Here is a 17,083-nt window from a genome sequence, read left to right as displayed (position 1 = left end):
GTAGAGCATGAGCACATTCCAAGCCTCACACCGAATATGAATGCGCACATCACCGGATTTTGGAGGAGGAATGCCTGAGCCGGCATAAATTCGGGTCATGTGTCGAGGCGTATACCGCAATCATGGAGTTCGCGGAATTTGACAATCACAGGCGTCTTCATGCGGCCTTCATTACTTAGGGTCTGCTGAACGATTCAAAAGTCCCGTAATGGAAGGGATTTCGGCACCTGACAGAGAAATTAAGTGCATGGATTTTGCGCGAAACCCTTCAAAAACCGTGCACTTGAGGTGTCGACAGCCGTGTACCGAGCGACTGAGCGTCAGATTCTGTTGCCCGATGACTTTTTCCTTCCGTTCGGCGGGAAATTGAATAAAGAGAACCGCTGGGTCAAACTAGTGCCCCTTCAGAGAACCTTGATCTTCTTTTGCTCACGTAGAAGTCTGGCATGGCGGTGTGCTTGTTTCGCCAACGCAGGTACGACCGGATCGCTGTGGCCAACGCCTCGTGATTTGGATAGTGACTCCCACGCAACACAAACGATCGTAACGGCGCAAAATGGCATTCGATTCGGTTCAACCATGACGCCTGGGTCGGTGTAAAAACCAGTTCTACATTGTTTTCTGCAGCCCACTCAGTCACAGTACGATGCTTGTGAGGTGAAAAATTGTCCAAGACCACGTACAGCCGTTCAGACCGGTGATACCGCCGGCGGAGCACCTTGAGAAAACGCAGAATATCCTGGTGCTTCTTGCTGGATGAGACGTGCCCGTACAGTTTATCCGCTTTCAGATCTAGAGCCGCAAACAAGTGCCTCACCCCGTGGGTGCGGCGGTACGTTGCCGGCAATCGATCGGGCCGACTTTTCGGGTACCATCCGCAACCGGAAAACGGCTGAATGGACAACGGTCCAAACTCGTCAACGCAGATGACCCGTCCGTCTTTGGGCGGATTCCGGTAGAGCGACTGGATTCGTTTTTTTTACCTCAAAGTCAGGATCATTCGAGGCTTTCCATGTCTTGGTGTGCTAGTAGGTGATGTCGGCTTCCTCCAGAATGACACGGATAGTCTCAATGCTAATAGAGGTCACGATGCCCCGCCTTTCGGCCTCCTCTTTGAGCTTGGACAGTGACCAATGGGTAAAGGGCAAACCCAGGGTGTTTGGCGGGATCTGGGCCAACTCAATGATCGCGGCTCTTTGTTCTTCGGTAAAGGTCCGCGGTCGTCCGCCCTTGTACCGAGGCTTTAAGGCCTCGAATCCATGCTGATTGAAGGCATGAATAATATGACGAATGTGCTCCTGAGAGAGGTGATACAACTCGGAGATCTCCGGCACCTTCATCTTTTGAGCGGAAGCCAACACGGCTAAAGCCCGTCGCACTTCAACGGGGTTGGATCCTTTGCGAGCAATCTTCACAAGTTTGTTGCCCTCTTCAGGTGTCAGGTCTCGGACAAAGATGCACATGATGATCACCACCTGGGATGATCATTCGACAGACAACTGGACATTCCTTCCGATTTATCCAACTACATTGCCTGAAAGGACACTAGCAGACTCGTGCTGCCTCGCCTGCAGTGGACTTTCACCACCAACTCAACGCCCATGCCGGCACCACTAAACAAGCGGGGACCCCCGGCCCCCGCCCACCTACAGCCTTACGCATCCAAACCCACTTTTACCCGAGTCATCGCACCGTCTTCACTCCCGCTCCCCGTCCACCTCAAAGGGCCAGGAGGGCAACATCTTGTTCAGCGGCTTGTCCTCCCGGTATCTCAATGCGTACTCCGCCTGCATAATTGTGTGGATCTCCCGGGTCCCCTCGTAGATCACAGGCGCCTTGGCGTTGCGCAGATACCGTTCCACCGGGTATTCGTTCGAGTATCCGTACGCCCCGTGGATCTGCACCGCGTCGCTGGCCGCCTCCCAAGCCGCGTCGCAGGCCACCCATTTGGCCAGGGACACCTCCCGGGTGCAGCGTTGCCCTTGATTTTTCAGCCAACCCGCCTTCCACACCAGAAGCCGGGAGATCTCCAGGTTCGCCGCCATCTTCGCGATCATCTGCTGCACCAGCTGGTGCCGCCCGATCTCCTTCCCAAAGGTCTCCCGCTCGTGGCTGTATTTCAGCGACGCCTCCAGGCAGGCCTGAATCGTCCCACAGGCCCCCGCCGCCACGGTGAACCGCCCGTTGTCCAGGGCCGACATGGCGATCTTGAACCCCTCGCCCTCTTCACCCAACCGGTTCTCTTCGGGCACCCACAGATCCTCAAAAATGATCTCCCCGGTATTCCCGGCCCGGATGCCGAGTTTCCCTTTGATCGGCCGGCTGCTGAACCCTTCCCAGGTCCGCTCGACGATAAATGCCGTGATCCCGTGGTGTTTCTTGGATTTATCCGTATAGGCGAACACCAGAAAATGATCCGCCACATCCGCCAAGGAGATCCAAATTTTCGACCCGTTCAACCGGTACCCCTTGCCGTCCCGCACCGCCGTGGTCTGCATCGACGCCACGTCCGACCCGGCCCCGGGCTCGGTCAGGCCAAAGGCCCCCAGTTTCTCCCCTTTCGCCTGGGGAACCAAATATTTTTGCTTTTGCTCCTCGGTGCCCCACTGCAGGAGAGTCATGGAATTCAGCCCGGTGTGCACCGACACCGCGGTGCGAAACGCCGTGTCCCCCCGCTCCAACTCTTCACACACCAGAGCCAGGGTATTGTAATCCATCCCCGCCCCGCCGTAGGCCTGGGGAATGCACACGCCCATCAGGCCGAGCTTCGCCAGCTTGTCCAGGACGCTGCGCTCAAAATGATGGTTCTCATCCCACTCTTTGATGTAGGGCAGAATCTCCTTGTCCACAAAGTCCCGCACCATATCGCGAACGGCAATCTGCTCTTCTGTCAAACTAAAATCCAGCATGGTGTCTCTCCTTTTCTGTTCAGTCTGTTCGGCGGGCCCGGCGGTCCATTCGGCAGTCCGCCGATCTTTTTGCTTGGCCCGGCGTTACGTTCGGGTGGCCTCCGGTTCGTTTGGCCGGCCTGCCGGTCTCTTTGGCTGGGCTCCGTCGATTTGGCCGGTTCTGGCAGGACCGACTTCTGCACGGCTGGCCCTCCCCGCCGCACGTCCCGGGGCCAAAGCCCTGGCAAGGACCTCATTCCCGCGAGGCCAACCAGAGCGGCCACACCCTTCGTACCCTACCGCGAGTCGGATTCGGGCCTCTGCCCGGAAGCCCCGTCCCCCGGCGCCGGCCCCCTGCTCCTGCCCCGGCGAACGCTTCCACCCGCCTCCAGAGCTTCAATTTGCTCCAGCGTATAGCCGAGTTCCAATAAGATCTCCTCGGTATGCTCCCCCAGATCCGGAGGATGCCGCCGGATCTGCACCGGAGTTTCCGACAATTTTAACGGATTCGCCACCACCGGCACCTCCCCGGCGGACGGATGGACCAGACGGCGCACCATCTCTCGGGCCTGAACCTGGGGATCGGCGAACACCTGGTCCATCGTCTGGATGGGACCACAAGGAATCTCGTGCTCCGCCAGAGCCGTCATCCACTCCCGCCCCGTCCGCGTTCGGAACCGCTCCTGAAGCATGGGGATCAGCACGTCGCGATTCTCCACCCGGCGGTCATTCGTGGCAAACCGGGGATCCTCCGCCCACTCCGGCACCCCCATCGCTTCGCACAACCGCCGGAATTGCCGGTCGTTGCCGACCGCCACGGCGATCTCCCCGTCCGCCGCCTCAAAAGTTTGATACGGCACGATGTTCGGGTGTTGATTGCCATACCTCCGGGGGACATTGCCGCCCACCAAGTAATTGCTGGCGACGTTCACCATGACGGCGATCTGCACATCCATCAGCGCCAGGTCGATGTACTGCCCCACCCCGGTTCGCTCCTTCACCCGCAGCGCCGACACGATCCCCAGGGCGGCGAACAGCCCGGTGAACACATCGGCCACCGCCACTCCGACTTTCATCGGCCGCCCGTCCGCCTCCCCGGTGATGCTCATGAGTCCTGACATCGCCTGGACGATAAAATCATATCCGGGCAGGTTCCGGTACGGCCCGGTTTGGCCGAATCCACTGATGGAGCAGTACACCAGGTCCGGCCGCACCTCTTTGAGCTGGGAATACCCTACCCCCAGCTCCTCGGCCTTCCCCGGGCGAAAATTCTCAATCACCACGTCGCTCTCAGCCGCCAAGCGCCGGATGATCTCCAACCCCTCGGGCGTTTTCAGGTTTACGGCGATGGACCGTTTGTTGCGGTTGGCGCACAGGTAATAGGCACTCACCTCTCCCACGAAGGGCGGCCCCCACGCCCGGGTTTCATCCCCGCCCCGGGGAGACTCCACCTTCACCACATCCGCTCCCAGATCCCCCAAGAGCATGGTGCAAAAAGGTCCGGCCAGGACCCGCGACAAGTCCAGTACCCGCACCCCGGCCAGGGGCAAGGCCGCCGACTGCATTGGAGCGATCATCGCTCCCTCCTCCCGCCGGCCCCGAATCCCCTCTGTCCGTCGTCGATCACAACCATCGGTCAACCTTCCTTTCTTGTCTTCAACCTTTCGGCCGTCTGTATCCTCATATCAATTCTGCGCCTTTCGAAGTGTTCACGCAATCGGAGATGTCCATTTCACCCCTCTCGCCCTTCAGCTCACGAGTCGTGCGAATCCGCCAAGATGCTCCCCGCCTTCTCAGCAATCTGCGGATGCTTTTTTAGGCGGTACCTGGTCCAGAAAATCCCAGCAACCACAATGCCCCCCGTAATCCACGGGAACAAGTTGAGCGGCCACTCTTGGTTCGGTTGCACCAACTGCCAAAACGGCCAGACCAAGATAATCAGACCAATGACGGGAATGACCAGATGTCGAATGAATCCGAACTGCTCACGATGAACTTTTAAATAGTACCAAGGCAACGCCAGATTCGATAAGGCATACATCAGAATCAGCGGAATCGTCCCCAGGGTCGTAAGGTAGCCGTAACACGTGTTGGCGTCGAACTCCAGTCCCAACAACAAAGCCAGCCCGGTCGCCACCCCCATGTAGGTGTAAATCGCCACATGGGGCGTTTGATTTTTGCCGTGCACCCGCCCAAACACCGCCGGCAACAACTGCTCCCGGCCCGCATGGAACAGGATCCGGGTTTGGGAGTTCCCCGCAGCGACAATGGTGGCCACGATACTTGTCAACCCGGCCAAATCGACCAGAACTCTGAGCGGCCCCAAATACTGTCGCCCCAACGTGTCAAAGGGTGCCTCGTCCTTGGCCATCAGGTCGATATGCCCCGTCCCGAACCCGAGGACCGCCGCATAGGAACTGACGATGAACAGCGCCGCCACAATGAAAATCGTCGAAAAAATCGCACGAGGGACATTCCGTCGGGGATTGGCCGTCTCCTCGGCCAGGGCGCCACTGTTCTCCCATCCCACGAACATGAACACCACCAAGGGGAACGCCGTCGCCAGAGCCTCCATTGACGCTCCGGACGGGTTAAACGGCATCCCGGAGATTCCCTCCGCACCTCCTTTGATCAGAATCGCCCCAGCCAACAGCAGCAAAACACCCGCTTCGAAGAAAAAGAAGACGATCGCCCAAAAGGAAGACACCTTGACGCCGCGGAGCAACAACCACGTGATCCCGGCACTGCCCAGGATCATCACCACAAGCCAAGGAACGTGGACCCCCAGATCCCGGGAGAGGATCGCCGACACCCAGCCTCCCAAAACCGCGATGACGCCGGAAATGGCGATGATGTATCCCACCACGATGACAAAAGCGCTGGCCGTTCCCAGCCCGGCTCCGAACGTCCGACTGATGAAGGTGACAAAAGATCCGGCGCTGGGGATCGATTTCGAAAATTGGGCCATGGTGTTGCCCAAGGTGAGGATCGCGATGCCCGCAAGAATCACCTCGAAAGGGATTGATTTTCCCACCGTTTCCGCTAAAAAGGCTGCCCCGAAAAAGAGGCTCATGGCTGGCCCGATATTGGCCAGTCCAGACACCATCACATCCGTGAAACTCAACACACCATGCTTTAACGTCACCTGGCTCATAGAAAACCTCCTCTCTTGCATGATTGTAGGTGTTGTCCTCGTCGTTTTCGGTTGCGGCGACGCGCACCTCGCGTTCAAAAGTCCGCCTCAACGGTTCCTGCCATGAAACCGAAAAAACCTCCTAAGCAAGTATCGTGCCAGACCGGCTGCTCAGTCCCGAGAGACGGTGAGTGAGAGATGGACCAAGGTTATGGACGCCCTAGCCTTTACTCCTACCGATTCATACATGCGGCAAATGCGGTATCCGCCAATAACCGGTTCCGAGAGAGAAGGACCCGGAGAGTACCCTTCGGAGCACACCGACTTTTTTCTTGTTGGCGATTAATTCATTTATGAATCGTCAGGGCGCTTCTAAACCACACCTGTATCGTTCCCCACTCGCACGGATCCGTCGAGAATGTGGACTTTCGTCATAATGAACAAGGCTGGCCCCGTTTCGTAGAACGTGGATTACAATGGTTCCGATAGGCCATCAAGCCAACCCCCAAACAATGCAACTTGAAACAGTTCAGGGCTTTCGTTAGCCACTTAAGGGAGGTTCCACCTCCCGGTGAACAAAGTGGTCCATTTCATTCAGGAACAACGGTACAGATGGGTTCATATTTCTTTTCTTCCGATAAACCACCACATCAAAACTGTCTTTCTCATCTTCTACCTCAATAATGCGAATGGATGGATTCGCATACATCTCCAGGTACCGAGGGAGAATCGTAATCCCTAGTCCCGCCTCTACAAACATCAGAACAGTCTCAATGTGCCGCGTTTCACGAGCTATTTTAGGGAGAAAACCGTTTTTTGCGCAAATCATCAATATGTATTCATACCACTGCGGACCTTCTTCTCTATCTCTGAGAATAAACGGTTCCATCGCCAAATCAGCTATCCGAAGGCGCGGTTTTTGACACAGTGAATGTTCAGGATGCAAAAATACACAAATGGATTCTGAAAAGAGCTTCTTGCATTCGTAATCTCCAAACTGAGGAACGGCAAAGGAAACGGTAAACACAATATCCAAGTCATCCGCGTTCAGTTTTTCATTTAGTTGAGCGAGATTCAAATGATGCAATTCAATGTCAACCATCGGGTACTTGTTGTTGAAGTGTCGAATCAGGGAAGGAAGAAACTTCCTCACAGGAGCTGCTAGGAAACCAATTTTCAAATTCCCAAGAATCCCAACATTCGCTTTGTGGGTTTTGTCAATTGCCTCTTCGGTTTTCCTGACAATTTCTATAGCTTCCTTTAGAAATGTTTTTCCTGCACTTGTCAATTGAACACTGCGCTTATTTCTTGTGAACAGCTTTACCCCAACTTGTTGCTCTAATTTCGCAATCTGTTGACTCACCGCTGACTGAGCAACAAACAATCGTTTTGAAGCCTCTGTGAAATTCAAGTACTCAGCAACCACAATAAAATAACGCAATTGTCTGAGCTCCATATATCCGACCTCCCGGTAGTCATTTCATACGAAAAAGTATACAACAAAAGTAATCATGATCACTGATTACTGAGATTCATAATCGATATTTTCGTGTTTTCTGCTTTGTTGATATCATGATATCAGAAACGGAAAACTTAAACAGTCTTAGAGCACAGAGGGGTGATAAAAGACCGAAAAAGAGGACAAGCCTTTGCCTGGTTTACAAGCTGACCATAAATTTATCGCATTGGAGGAGTGGCTATGGGCGTCATTCGTTTGGGCTACGTTCACCTGCGTGCGACAGACAATTCAGAAGCAAGGAAGCATTACGAGGATGTCTTGGGGCTTAAGCTGATGCACGAAGAACCGGACAGGCTGTATTACAAGGCGTGGGATGAATGGGATCACCACCATCTCGTCCTTGAGCAAGGCGGACTGGGACTGAACAAATTTGGGTTTAAGGTTACAGGTCCAGAAGCACTGGACGAGTTTGAGAGGAAAACCCGCCAATTCGGATGCACGGTCATGCGAATGAGCAAGGGTGAGAATTTGGCGGTTGGTGAAGGACTTCGCGTCGTCCTGCCTTCCGAACACATCATGGAGCTGTATTACGACATTGAATACGTTGGCACTGAGGTCGGCACCATCAATCCCCTTTTACGCCCGAAGCATCTCATCGGAATTGGCGTGCCGCAACTTGACCATATGCTTCTAAGCGCTGAAGACCCCGGGTTAATGGAGCGATTCTTTATCGAGTGCATGAATTTCCGGGTGTCCGAGCGAGTGGTGACCGAGTTAGGCGAAAAAGGGAAAGTCATAGGAACGTGGCTGTTTGCGACTCATAAGACACACGATATCGCTTTCATTAACGGTGTGAATGGGAAGTTCCATCACATCGGTTATAAGGTGATGGATTGGAACGCGATTCGGATTGCCGGTGAAATTCTGGGAATGAACGATGTTTCCGTTGGCTTTGGACCCGATATCCACGGCCTGAGCCGAGGACAGACGATTTACTTCTTTGATCCCGCGGGGAATCGAAACGAAGTGTTCGCAGGAGGGTATGAGACATTCCCTGACTGGCCAACCATGACGTGGACGGCTGACCAGTTGCTCAGAGCTGTGGGGCACATTGGACGCGAGATGAAAGAAAATCACTTTACGGTTGTGACTTGAGTTGAGACAGTGCCACTGTACCGTCTTCAAACATGATTTAACATCACTCAGCACAGGTGGTGAGTCATGACGAACACGACAAAAATGGTTGACGACCAGTATATGCGTACGGAAATTCGGGACGACATGCTGATTATGTGGCAAGTGCCAATTCAAATGAGGGATGGCGTAGTTCTGCGGGCGGATGTGTTTCTTCCGACCCCAGAGGGCGCTTACCCAACCATCATGTCTTATGGACCTTATGCCAAGGGACAGTCATTTCAGGAAGCGTATTCGGCCCAATGGAATCAAATGCTCAAAGACTTCCCGGAAATAGCGGAGGGCTCCTCAAATAAGTACCAGTGTTGGGAAGTCACCGATCCAGAGCGCTGGATACCGCACGGCTACGCCGTCGTGCGGGTGGATTCTCGTGGCGCCGGTTGGTCTGAAGGGCTACAGAATTTATGGTCAATGGAGGAAATTTACGATTTCTACGAGTGTATTGAGTGGGCGGCTGAACAACCGTGGAGCAATGGCAACATCGGTCTTCTTGGGATCTCATATTACGCCGCCAATCAATGGCTGGTCGCTGCACTGCAGCCACCGCATCTGAAGGCGATCATTCCGTGGGAGGGCACGTCCGATCTATATCGGGAATTCTACTATCATGGAGGTATCCGTTGCCAGTTCATCGATAGTTGGCTTCCCAAGCAGGTGCCGATGCAATACGGGTACGGGAGCAGAGCAAGGAAGAATCCTCACACAGGGGAATCCGTTGCAGGACCTGAGACGTTTACAGAAGAAGAGCTCCGGCGTAATCGAGTGGACAAGGTGGCGGAGGTCAAGGCGCACCCCTTATTCGATGAGTACTATCAGACATTGAGCGTCGACTGGTCACAAATCAACATTCCGTTGCTCTCTGCGGCCAACTGGGGTGGACAAGGATTACATCTGCGCGGAAATATTGAGGGATTTATGCAATCCGCTTCGGAGAAAAAATGGTTGGAGGTTCATGGGCTTGAGCACTGGACACACTTCTACACACCCTACGGCGTGAACCTGCAGAGGCAGTTTTTCGATCGATTCCTGAAAGGCGAAGACAACGGCTGGGACAACAAACCGAAGGTACTGCTTCAAATCAGACACGTCGGGAATAAGTTTGTCGCGCGCGAAGAAGACGCCTGGCCCATACCGAGAACAGTCTGGACAAAGTACTATCTTAATGCAAGAAGTTTCCTTTTAAACAAAGAATTGCCTGAAAATGATTCCTCTGTGACGTACGAGGCTCTTGGTGACGGAGTAACCTTCTATACGCACCCGATGGAAAAAGAAACCGAGATCACCGGGCCGTTGGCAGCCAAATTGTTCATCAGTTCATCGACACAAGATGCGGATATCTTCCTAGTGCTTCGGCTGTTTAACCCGAGCGGGGAAGAAGTTGTCTTTCGAGGAGCGATGGATGCCTATACACCGGTAGCACAGGGATGGTTACGAGCCTCACATCGGAAGCTGGACATGGAACGCAGTTTACCCTACCGGCCATATCACACGCACACAGAGGTTGAATGGTTGGTACCCGGAGAAATTTACGAATTGGACATTGAGATATGGCCGACATCGATTGTGGTGCCCGAGGGATATCGCCTGGGTTTGACAGTACGCGGGAAGGACTACGAGTACAGCGGGGCACTCGACGAGGAGATGACCCAATTTCACCGTTATCCATCACGAGGATGCGGACCATTTCTGCACGCAGATCCCGATGATCGACCGAGTCACATTTACGGAGGCAAGGTGACTGTATACACGGGAAGAGGGAGAGAATCCCATCTACTCCTTCCCGTTATTCCAGAGAAACCGTAACATCAAGATTCTTTGAAATCGGGTTGTCATTGTCGTTACCTACACCGACAATGACAACCTCCCCTTGGGGGTCAAAAACATTCAGACGGGTGATGCCTATGTTTAATGTCGAGATTGTAGACAGTTTTTATGAGAAAGAAAAACCGTTCTTTTCATGCACAAACCAGCAGAGTCTATTGGATGCGATGCGGCTTCAGGGGGTTCGGATTAAGTACGCGTGCAAGGTGGGAGGATGTGGATTGTGCAAAATTAAAGTTGTTGAGGGGGAGTACAGAAGGGGGACTTGTTCCGTTTCGGGATTACCCTACGACGAAAGGCTGCAAAACTATACTTTGGCATGCAAAACGTATCCCACAAGTGACATGAAAATTCTGATTCAGATTTGATCGGGTGGAGGAGACCGACATGAACAAAATAAAACAGAAATTTCTTACTTATGAGAATGGAATCTTGCTCATGATGTTCTTCACTTGGGGATTTGTGTTTATGGAAAGGCTGAGCGTTTCATTCCTTTTTCCCTTTTTCGCTCCAGAGTTAAAACTCAATAATGCGCAGCTCGGGCTGATTGCCTCGGTCTTGGGAGTCACTTGGGCAATTTCGGGATGGATTTTCAGCTCAACATCAGACCTGATTGGCTCCCGAAAGAAAGTGCTGGTTCCCATTACGTTCGTTTTCTCGATCTGCTCCTTTCTGTCAGGCGCTGCAAAATCGTTTGTAAACATGTTGCTTGTGCGCGCTTTGATGGGTCTCTCGGAAGGACCGGTACTTCCAATTGCGCAGGCGGCTGTCACAGCAGAATCCTCGTCAAGGCGACGAGGCTTCAATATTGGCTTTGTGCAAAGCGCCGCAAGTTTGATTGGTGCGACATTAACGCCGCTGATTGTTACTGTGATAGCTATGAACTATTCATGGCGTACGGCGTTCTACATTGTCGGAATTCCAGGTTTGGTGATGACATTTATTCTCTTAAAATACATGAGGGAACCAAAGGTAAAGGAACCGGCGTTGCAGGGACAAGTTCATACAAAAGCAAGTTGGGCAGATTACCGTAAGGTTTTTATGCATCGGAATGTGTGGCTGTGCGTCGTCATATCAGCATTCTTCATGACATGGTTGTTTGTATTCACTACCTTTGCTCCTACATTCTTCGTGGAGGCAGATCATTTCTCCGCTGGAGAGATGGGGCTGATCATGTCGGCCGTGGGGCTGGGGAACTTTTTATGGACCATAATAATCCCGACGATTTCCGATAAACTGGGAAGAAAACCGACTTTGATTCTGTTCTCGTTTGTAGCAATCTTATCACCGTTACTGCTGGCAACCGTTCACGGATCCCTTGCCGTAATGATGCTGATCAGCCTTGTGACAACGGTTGGTAACGGCGTATTTCCGCTGTTCATGGTGATTATACCGAGCGAATCCCTTCCGCTGGGGGTTGCGGCAACAGCAATTTCTTTGACGCAGCTGATCGGGGAATTGGTTGGTGGAACGATTGCTCCGACGCTCGCCGGCATAGCTGCAGATCAATTCGGTCTGTCTGCTCCACTATACATTGCCGCAGCCGGTGCCTTGGTCTGCGCACTGGTTGGATTTGGCCTTAAAGAAACGGCTCCCATTAAACAACGAGTAACAACTGCGTCAACGGAGACAGCCATTCAATGAACTCCCGAAATAATAGATGAATACTTAGTATTTTCACACCTTATCGGTGGCCGTCCGTCTGAAACGTGATTCTCTCCGTTTTGCCCGTTCCCTTGCCCCCGGAGCGCCCTTGTGCTATTCTCAAACCAGCACAACTGCACATCTACGGGAGCTCGGGGAGCCGGGCTGAGAGGGCAGCCGATCCGCTGCCGACCGTCAGAACCTGACCTGGGTAATGCCAGCGGAGGAACACTTGTCGTCGCTCAGCGCCGTGCCACAAAACATCGTTTTCGACACGCGTCCGCGCCAAACCGCCCCCGGTCCGGCGCGGTTTTTCTTTTCCTCGTCAAACCCGCCGGCCCGGGCCCAGACAGGTACGACGGGATCTCCCCAGAGGAGCGGCAACGGAAGTTCCCCAGAGTGGCCGCCGCGCCGACCAGCCTTCCGGACCGCGCGCCGGGCGCCACCGGGTGAACGGTCAGGAACCCCGCCGACGCCCTGGACGTGCAGCATGACCACCCCAAAGGAGGTCTCTTCCATGCCGAATCCAAACGGTCCCTTTGTACCGTCTTATGCCGGGCATTTTCCAGAAAGTCGCAAAGTGTATCTTCAAGGTTCTCGCCCGGACCTGCGGGTGCCGATGCGGGAAATCCATCTCTCCCCAACCGATGGCCTCTCGGGGCCGGAAAACAATCCGCCCCTTCGGGTGTACGACACGAGCGGCCCCTACACCGACCCGGATTATGTCCCGGACGTGCGCCGGGGCCTTCCGCCCCTCCGTCGCCCGTGGATTCTCGAGCGCGGTGACGTCGAAGAATACGAAGGCCGCCGGGTGCTGCCCCAGGACGACGGAATGCGGCCCGACGACCCCCGGGCGAACCGCGAAGTGTTCCCCGGTCTCACGCGCAAACCCTTACGGGCGAAGCCCGGCCGGACAGTGACCCAGATGCATTACGCAAGACAAGGTATCATCACCCCGGAAATGGAGTTCGTCGCCCTCCGGGAGAACCTGGATCCCGAATTCGTCCGCCAAGAGGTCGCCCGGGGCCGGGCCATCATTCCGGCGAACATCAACCACCCCGAGAGCGAGCCGATGATTATCGGACGGAATTTTCACGTGAAAATCAACGCAAACATCGGCAATTCAGCGGTATCCTCGTCCATTGAGGAAGAAGTGGAAAAGATGACCTGGGCCACCCTGTGGGGGGCGGATACGGTCATGGATCTATCCACGGGGCGCAATATCCATACGACGCGGGAGTGGATCATCCGCAACTCCCCGGTTCCCATCGGCACGGTCCCGATCTATCAGGCTTTGGAAAAAGTAGACGGCCGCCCGGAAGAGTTGACATGGGAGATCTACCGGGACACCCTCATCGAACAGGCGGAGCAAGGAGTGGATTATTTCACCATCCACGCCGGTGTCCTGTTGCGGTACATTCCTCTCACCGCCAAACGGGTGACGGGCATCGTCTCCCGGGGCGGATCGATCCTCGCGGCCTGGTGCCTGGCCCACCACCGGGAGAACTTTTTATACACCCATTTTGAAGAGATCTGCGAGATCCTGCGGGCCTATGACATCTCCGTGTCCCTGGGCGACGGCTTGCGTCCGGGCTCCATCGCCGACGCAAACGACGAGGCACAGTTCGCCGAATTGGAGACCCTCGGCGAACTCACCAAAATCGCGTGGAAACACGACGTTCAGGTGATGATCGAGGGCCCCGGGCACATTCCCATGCACAAAATCAAGGAAAACGTCGATCGGGAGATGGAAGTTTGCCAGGAAGCGCCCTTCTACACCCTGGGACCCCTGGTGACCGATATCGCCCCGGGGTATGACCACATCACCTCGGCCATCGGGGCCGCGATGATCGGCTGGTTCGGCACGGCCATGCTCTGCTACGTGACACCCAAAGAGCACCTCGGGCTGCCAAACAAACAAGATGTCAAAGACGGGGTCATCGCTTACAAAATCGCCGCCCACGCCGCAGATCTCGCCAAAGGCCACCCCGGCGCCCAGGCTTGGGACGACGCCCTATCGAAAGCGCGGTTTGAGTTCCGGTGGCGGGATCAGTTCCACCTTTCCCTGGACCCGCGGCGGGCCTATGCCTTCCACGACGAAACCCTCCCCGCCGAACCGGCAAAAACGGCTCATTTTTGCTCAATGTGCGGCCCGAAATTCTGCAGCATGCGCATCACCCAGGACATCCGGGAGTACGCGGCGAGCAAGGGCATGGAGCTGAGCGAGGCCGTCGAAGTCGGGATGGCGGAGAAAGCCGAGGAGTTCCGGCGAAGCGGCGGCGACATCTACCGCCCGGTCTGATTCCCAAAGATATGACTCAAGCCGGCGTCAAGACCTCCTTCCGCCTCCGGGCCATGGCCGGCCCGGGGGTATTTTTGTGCGCCCCTCCGCAGAGAGCCTTTTGTGAAGCGTTTGCGCACTTCGCCACCACTTTCTACGCGTTTCTAACTCTCGAATCATTTTGCTAAAATGGCTACAAAAAGGAGGTCTTCGTCGAATGATCGATGTGCACACCCACGCCTTCCCCGAACGGCTGATGAACGCGATCTACGCCTGGTTTCGCCGGGATGGCTGGAAGATTCCTTATGACGGCAAACAGACCGAAGAGCTCTTTGCAGAACACAGAAAGCAGGGAATGGAGCGATTCTTCGTCCTCTTGTACGCCCACAAACCGGGAATGGCGCGGTCCTTGAACGACTGGTTGGCGGACCTGGCGACGGTTCATCCCGAGGTCGTTCCCATCGGATGCGTCCACCAGGACGACGATGTCAGTGCGGAAACCGAGTATTGCTTGGGGGAACTGGGTTTTGCGGGAATGAAACTCCACTGCGCCGTGCAGCGGGTCTCCATGGACGACCCGAGGCTCGATCCGCTGTATGAAAAATTGATCGCTTTCAACAAGCCTTTGATCGTTCACGCCGGGACGGCCCCCCGGGACTACACCGGAACGGTGGGCGTTCGATTTTTCGCCCGGACCATGGACCGGTTTCCCGAACTTCGGGTTCAAGTGGCTCATTTCGGCCTGTACGAGACCGAATCTTTTGTGCGCCTCGCCGAGCAGCTGCCGAACGTCGTCTTTGACACGGCGGCCATCACCCCGGAAACACTCAACCACTGGCCTGGCCCCATGGGTTGGCCGCCGGCGGAGCAATGGGTGGAGTGGATCGAACGCCTGCCCGGACGCGTACTTTTTGGCAGCGACATTCCATTTTTAAACGGCCAGGCCGATGTGAAAGCCTGGGTCGAGGGTCTGCCCCTGAGCCAACAGGTCAAACAAGAGATTCTGGATACCAACGCCCGGCGGTTCTGGAATTTGACGGACCCCCCGCGCTCGTGATCAACGGGAGTTCTGAGGAGAATTCCAGTGAACGAACAGGGACTCGATCCGTCTCTCGTGGTACGTGGCGTGCACCGGGTGGGGCACCCGGTGCGGGTCCAGAAAAAAGGTCCGGCATCCCCCGCGCCGGGCCGGCACCACATCATTCCGGTAGTTGTCGCCCACCATGAGCACCTCGTCGAGGGAAACGCCAAATTTGGCCGCCCACTCCCGCAACCGGGGGAGCAATCCGGCAGGTTTGCCCGTGACAAAGGAGCAAACCTGAAACAGACCTTTCAAGCCGAGTTTTCCAATGATCGCCCAGCTATCCGGTTCCGGGCTGTTCGTGGCCAGGATCTGCACCACCCCTTCCCGGTTGCGAGCTTGGATGAACTCCCTCAGACCGGGCACTGTCCTGAGCGGCACCGTATCCTCCATCATATACGCCCGGGTAGCCAGGAAGCTTTCCCTCAGCCGCTCGGGCGGCACCCGGTGCCACGCCGCCAGGGCGATCATCGACCACCAAAGGTCGCCGATGTACAACCAATCCCCCAGGTCCCGTTCTTGTTCCACGTCGTTCACCAGATCATCATAAAAGGCTGACCCCGCCTGTACCACCTCCCCCTCCCAGGTCATTAAACCCTTCGGGCCGCAGATCTGCCCCGTTCTGCCGTTGAAAAACATCCCCACCCGCAGAGGGTGGCGTTCCTCTTCAATCTCTTCCCAATCCCGTTCAAACGCTCTCAGTCGGGGGGCTCCGGCGGCCAGAAGTTCGCAATAACGGCGAAAATGTCTCCGATCCCGATACAAAGTCCCGTCCAGGTCATACACGATCATCCGAATGTCCGGCATCCCTTCACCTCCCCTACCGAATCAATCGCCGACGCAACAAGATCACGGGCAGCCATGAAAGGGCTGCGGCCGCCACGGCCAACCACAGCGCATCCGCCCAGACATGAGTCCACGTGCCGAAGATCAACTCCCGGCTCATGCGCACCCCATGCATCAGGGGTGTAAACCACGCCACCGCCTGCACCGCGGAAGGCAATCCCTCCAAAGGGAAGAAGATCCCGGAAAACACAAACATTGGAGTGATCAACAACGTGATGTAGTAATTAAAATGATCGATTTGAGGGACGAGGGTGGAAGCGGTCATGGCCAGGGCCGAAAAAACCAACCCCACGAGCAGAGCCGCGGGCGGAACCAGGAGGGCGGAGTAATGCCACCCCGGCACAAACCCGAACACCTCCACCACCGCCAGGATGATCACCCCGACGATGGCCGCTTTGACTGCCCCATAAACCAGTTCCCCGACCGCCACTTCCTCCACGTTCACCGGGGTCGCAATCATGGCATCGAAAGTCTTCTGAAACTCCATGCGGACAAAAGTTCCATAGGTCGATTCGAAAGTCGCCGCAAACATGGCCGTGGACGCCACAATCCCCGGAGCGATAAAGGCAGTGTACGAAACGCCATCGATCCCGCCCACATAGCGAGTCATCCCCACACCCATTCCCAAAAGATACAAAAAGGGTTCAAAAAAATTCGACACAAGGTTGTTCAACCAGTAGCGACGAAACACATCCATATTTCGGGCGAACACCGCCCATACCGCCCGCGCGCTCAT

General features: G+C 55.3%; 14 protein-coding genes and 1 riboswitch. Of the genes, 6 read left to right on the top strand and 8 right to left on the bottom strand.

Annotated elements, in window-relative coordinates; genetic code table 11:
• Positions 1-388: 388 nt before the first annotated feature.
• The 6 genes from CVV65_RS03295 to CVV65_RS03270 form a co-directional block, all read right to left on the bottom strand.
• The gene (locus CVV65_RS03295; RefSeq protein WP_100666925.1) at positions 389-970 is read right to left on the bottom strand and encodes an IS630 family transposase; all 582 of its coding nucleotides are present in this window, start codon (positions 968-970) and stop codon (positions 389-391) included.
• Positions 971-1,025: 55 nt separating this feature from the next.
• A complete protein-coding gene (locus tag CVV65_RS03290; protein WP_133121205.1) occupies positions 1,026-1,463 on the bottom strand; it encodes a helix-turn-helix domain-containing protein in 438 nt (145 codons plus the stop codon).
• Positions 1,464-1,697: 234 nt separating this feature from the next.
• Positions 1,698-2,909, bottom strand: coding sequence for an acyl-CoA dehydrogenase family protein (locus tag CVV65_RS03285; RefSeq protein WP_198592114.1), 1,212 nt, complete (start codon positions 2,907-2,909; stop codon positions 1,698-1,700).
• 275 nt (positions 2,910-3,184) lie between these two features.
• A complete protein-coding gene (locus tag CVV65_RS03280) occupies positions 3,185-4,465 on the bottom strand; it encodes a CaiB/BaiF CoA transferase family protein (protein ID WP_232796698.1) in 1,281 nt (426 codons plus the stop codon).
• Positions 4,466-4,641: 176 nt separating this feature from the next.
• Positions 4,642-6,042 (bottom strand): APC family permease, encoded by a 1,401-nt coding sequence (locus tag CVV65_RS03275; protein ID WP_157935356.1) that lies wholly within the window; start codon positions 6,040-6,042, stop codon positions 4,642-4,644.
• Positions 6,043-6,562: 520 nt separating this feature from the next.
• Positions 6,563-7,477, bottom strand: coding sequence for a LysR family transcriptional regulator (locus CVV65_RS03270; RefSeq protein ID WP_100666922.1), 915 nt, complete (start codon positions 7,475-7,477; stop codon positions 6,563-6,565).
• 243 nt (positions 7,478-7,720) lie between these two features.
• Here CVV65_RS03270 and CVV65_RS03265 point away from each other — a divergent pair, with 243 nt between their 5' ends.
• From CVV65_RS03265 to CVV65_RS03240, 6 genes are all read left to right on the top strand, one after another.
• Entirely contained in the window at positions 7,721-8,635 is a 915-nt protein-coding gene (locus CVV65_RS03265) for a VOC family protein (RefSeq protein WP_100666921.1), read from the top strand.
• Between the two features lie 66 nt (positions 8,636-8,701).
• The gene (locus tag CVV65_RS03260; protein WP_198592113.1) at positions 8,702-10,477 is read left to right on the top strand and encodes a CocE/NonD family hydrolase; all 1,776 of its coding nucleotides are present in this window, start codon (positions 8,702-8,704) and stop codon (positions 10,475-10,477) included.
• Between the two features lie 50 nt (positions 10,478-10,527).
• Positions 10,528-10,863 carry a 2Fe-2S iron-sulfur cluster binding domain-containing protein gene (locus tag CVV65_RS03255; RefSeq protein WP_331250461.1) on the top strand — a complete coding sequence of 112 codons (336 nt, stop codon included), beginning with the start codon at positions 10,528-10,530 and terminating at the stop codon, positions 10,861-10,863.
• Positions 10,864-10,882: 19 nt separating this feature from the next.
• Positions 10,883-12,139, top strand: coding sequence for an MFS transporter (locus CVV65_RS03250; protein WP_100666919.1), 1,257 nt, complete (start codon positions 10,883-10,885; stop codon positions 12,137-12,139).
• A gap of 134 nt (positions 12,140-12,273) precedes the next feature.
• Positions 12,274-12,386, top strand: a riboswitch (TPP riboswitch).
• A 270-nt stretch (positions 12,387-12,656) separates the two neighbouring features.
• Positions 12,657-14,441: a phosphomethylpyrimidine synthase ThiC gene (thiC, locus tag CVV65_RS03245; RefSeq protein ID WP_100666918.1), complete on the top strand. Its 1,785-nt coding sequence runs from the start codon at positions 12,657-12,659 to the stop codon at positions 14,439-14,441.
• A 196-nt stretch (positions 14,442-14,637) separates the two neighbouring features.
• Positions 14,638-15,477, top strand: coding sequence for an amidohydrolase family protein (locus CVV65_RS03240; protein WP_100666917.1), 840 nt, complete (start codon positions 14,638-14,640; stop codon positions 15,475-15,477).
• Here the strand turns inward: CVV65_RS03240 and CVV65_RS03235 are convergent, their stop codons facing one another.
• Both CVV65_RS03235 and CVV65_RS03230 read right to left on the bottom strand, forming a co-directional pair.
• Positions 15,478-16,308 carry an HAD family hydrolase gene (locus CVV65_RS03235; RefSeq protein ID WP_100666916.1) on the bottom strand — a complete coding sequence of 277 codons (831 nt, stop codon included), beginning with the start codon at positions 16,306-16,308 and terminating at the stop codon, positions 15,478-15,480. It abuts the gene before it with no gap.
• Between the two features lie 13 nt (positions 16,309-16,321).
• The gene (locus CVV65_RS03230; protein ID WP_100666915.1) at positions 16,322-17,083 is read right to left on the bottom strand and encodes an ABC transporter permease; all 762 of its coding nucleotides are present in this window, start codon (positions 17,081-17,083) and stop codon (positions 16,322-16,324) included.

This window comes from Kyrpidia spormannii (assembly GCF_002804065.1).
Classification (GTDB): Bacteria; Bacillota; Bacilli; order Kyrpidiales; family Kyrpidiaceae; genus Kyrpidia; species Kyrpidia spormannii.
The sequence above is the reverse complement of the archived record's forward strand: the minus strand, read 5'-3'. Positions and strand labels throughout refer to the sequence as shown.

Coding starts and splice junctions, on each gene's coding strand:
- CVV65_RS03290 (WP_133121205.1), bottom strand. CDS start 1,463: ATGTGCATCTTTGTCCGAGACCTGACACCTGAAGAGGGCAACAAACTT.
- CVV65_RS03265 (WP_100666921.1), top strand. CDS start 7,721: ATGGGCGTCATTCGTTTGGGCTACGTTCACCTGCGTGCGACAGACAAT.
- CVV65_RS03280 (WP_232796698.1), bottom strand. CDS start 4,465: ATGATCGCTCCAATGCAGTCGGCGGCCTTGCCCCTGGCCGGGGTGCGG.
- CVV65_RS03250 (WP_100666919.1), top strand. CDS start 10,883: ATGAACAAAATAAAACAGAAATTTCTTACTTATGAGAATGGAATCTTG.
- CVV65_RS03260 (WP_198592113.1), top strand. CDS start 8,702: ATGACGAACACGACAAAAATGGTTGACGACCAGTATATGCGTACGGAA.
- CVV65_RS03235 (WP_100666916.1), bottom strand. CDS start 16,308: ATGCCGGACATTCGGATGATCGTGTATGACCTGGACGGGACTTTGTAT.
- thiC (WP_100666918.1), top strand. CDS start 12,657: ATGCCGAATCCAAACGGTCCCTTTGTACCGTCTTATGCCGGGCATTTT.
- CVV65_RS03275 (WP_157935356.1), bottom strand. CDS start 6,042: ATGAGCCAGGTGACGTTAAAGCATGGTGTGTTGAGTTTCACGGATGTG.
- CVV65_RS03230 (WP_100666915.1), bottom strand. CDS start 17,083: ATGAGCGCGCGGGCGGTATGGGCGGTGTTCGCCCGAAATATGGATGTG.
- CVV65_RS03270 (WP_100666922.1), bottom strand. CDS start 7,477: ATGGAGCTCAGACAATTGCGTTATTTTATTGTGGTTGCTGAGTACTTG.
- CVV65_RS03240 (WP_100666917.1), top strand. CDS start 14,638: ATGATCGATGTGCACACCCACGCCTTCCCCGAACGGCTGATGAACGCG.
- CVV65_RS03285 (WP_198592114.1), bottom strand. CDS start 2,909: ATGCTGGATTTTAGTTTGACAGAAGAGCAGATTGCCGTTCGCGATATG.
- CVV65_RS03255 (WP_331250461.1), top strand. CDS start 10,528: ATGACAACCTCCCCTTGGGGGTCAAAAACATTCAGACGGGTGATGCCT.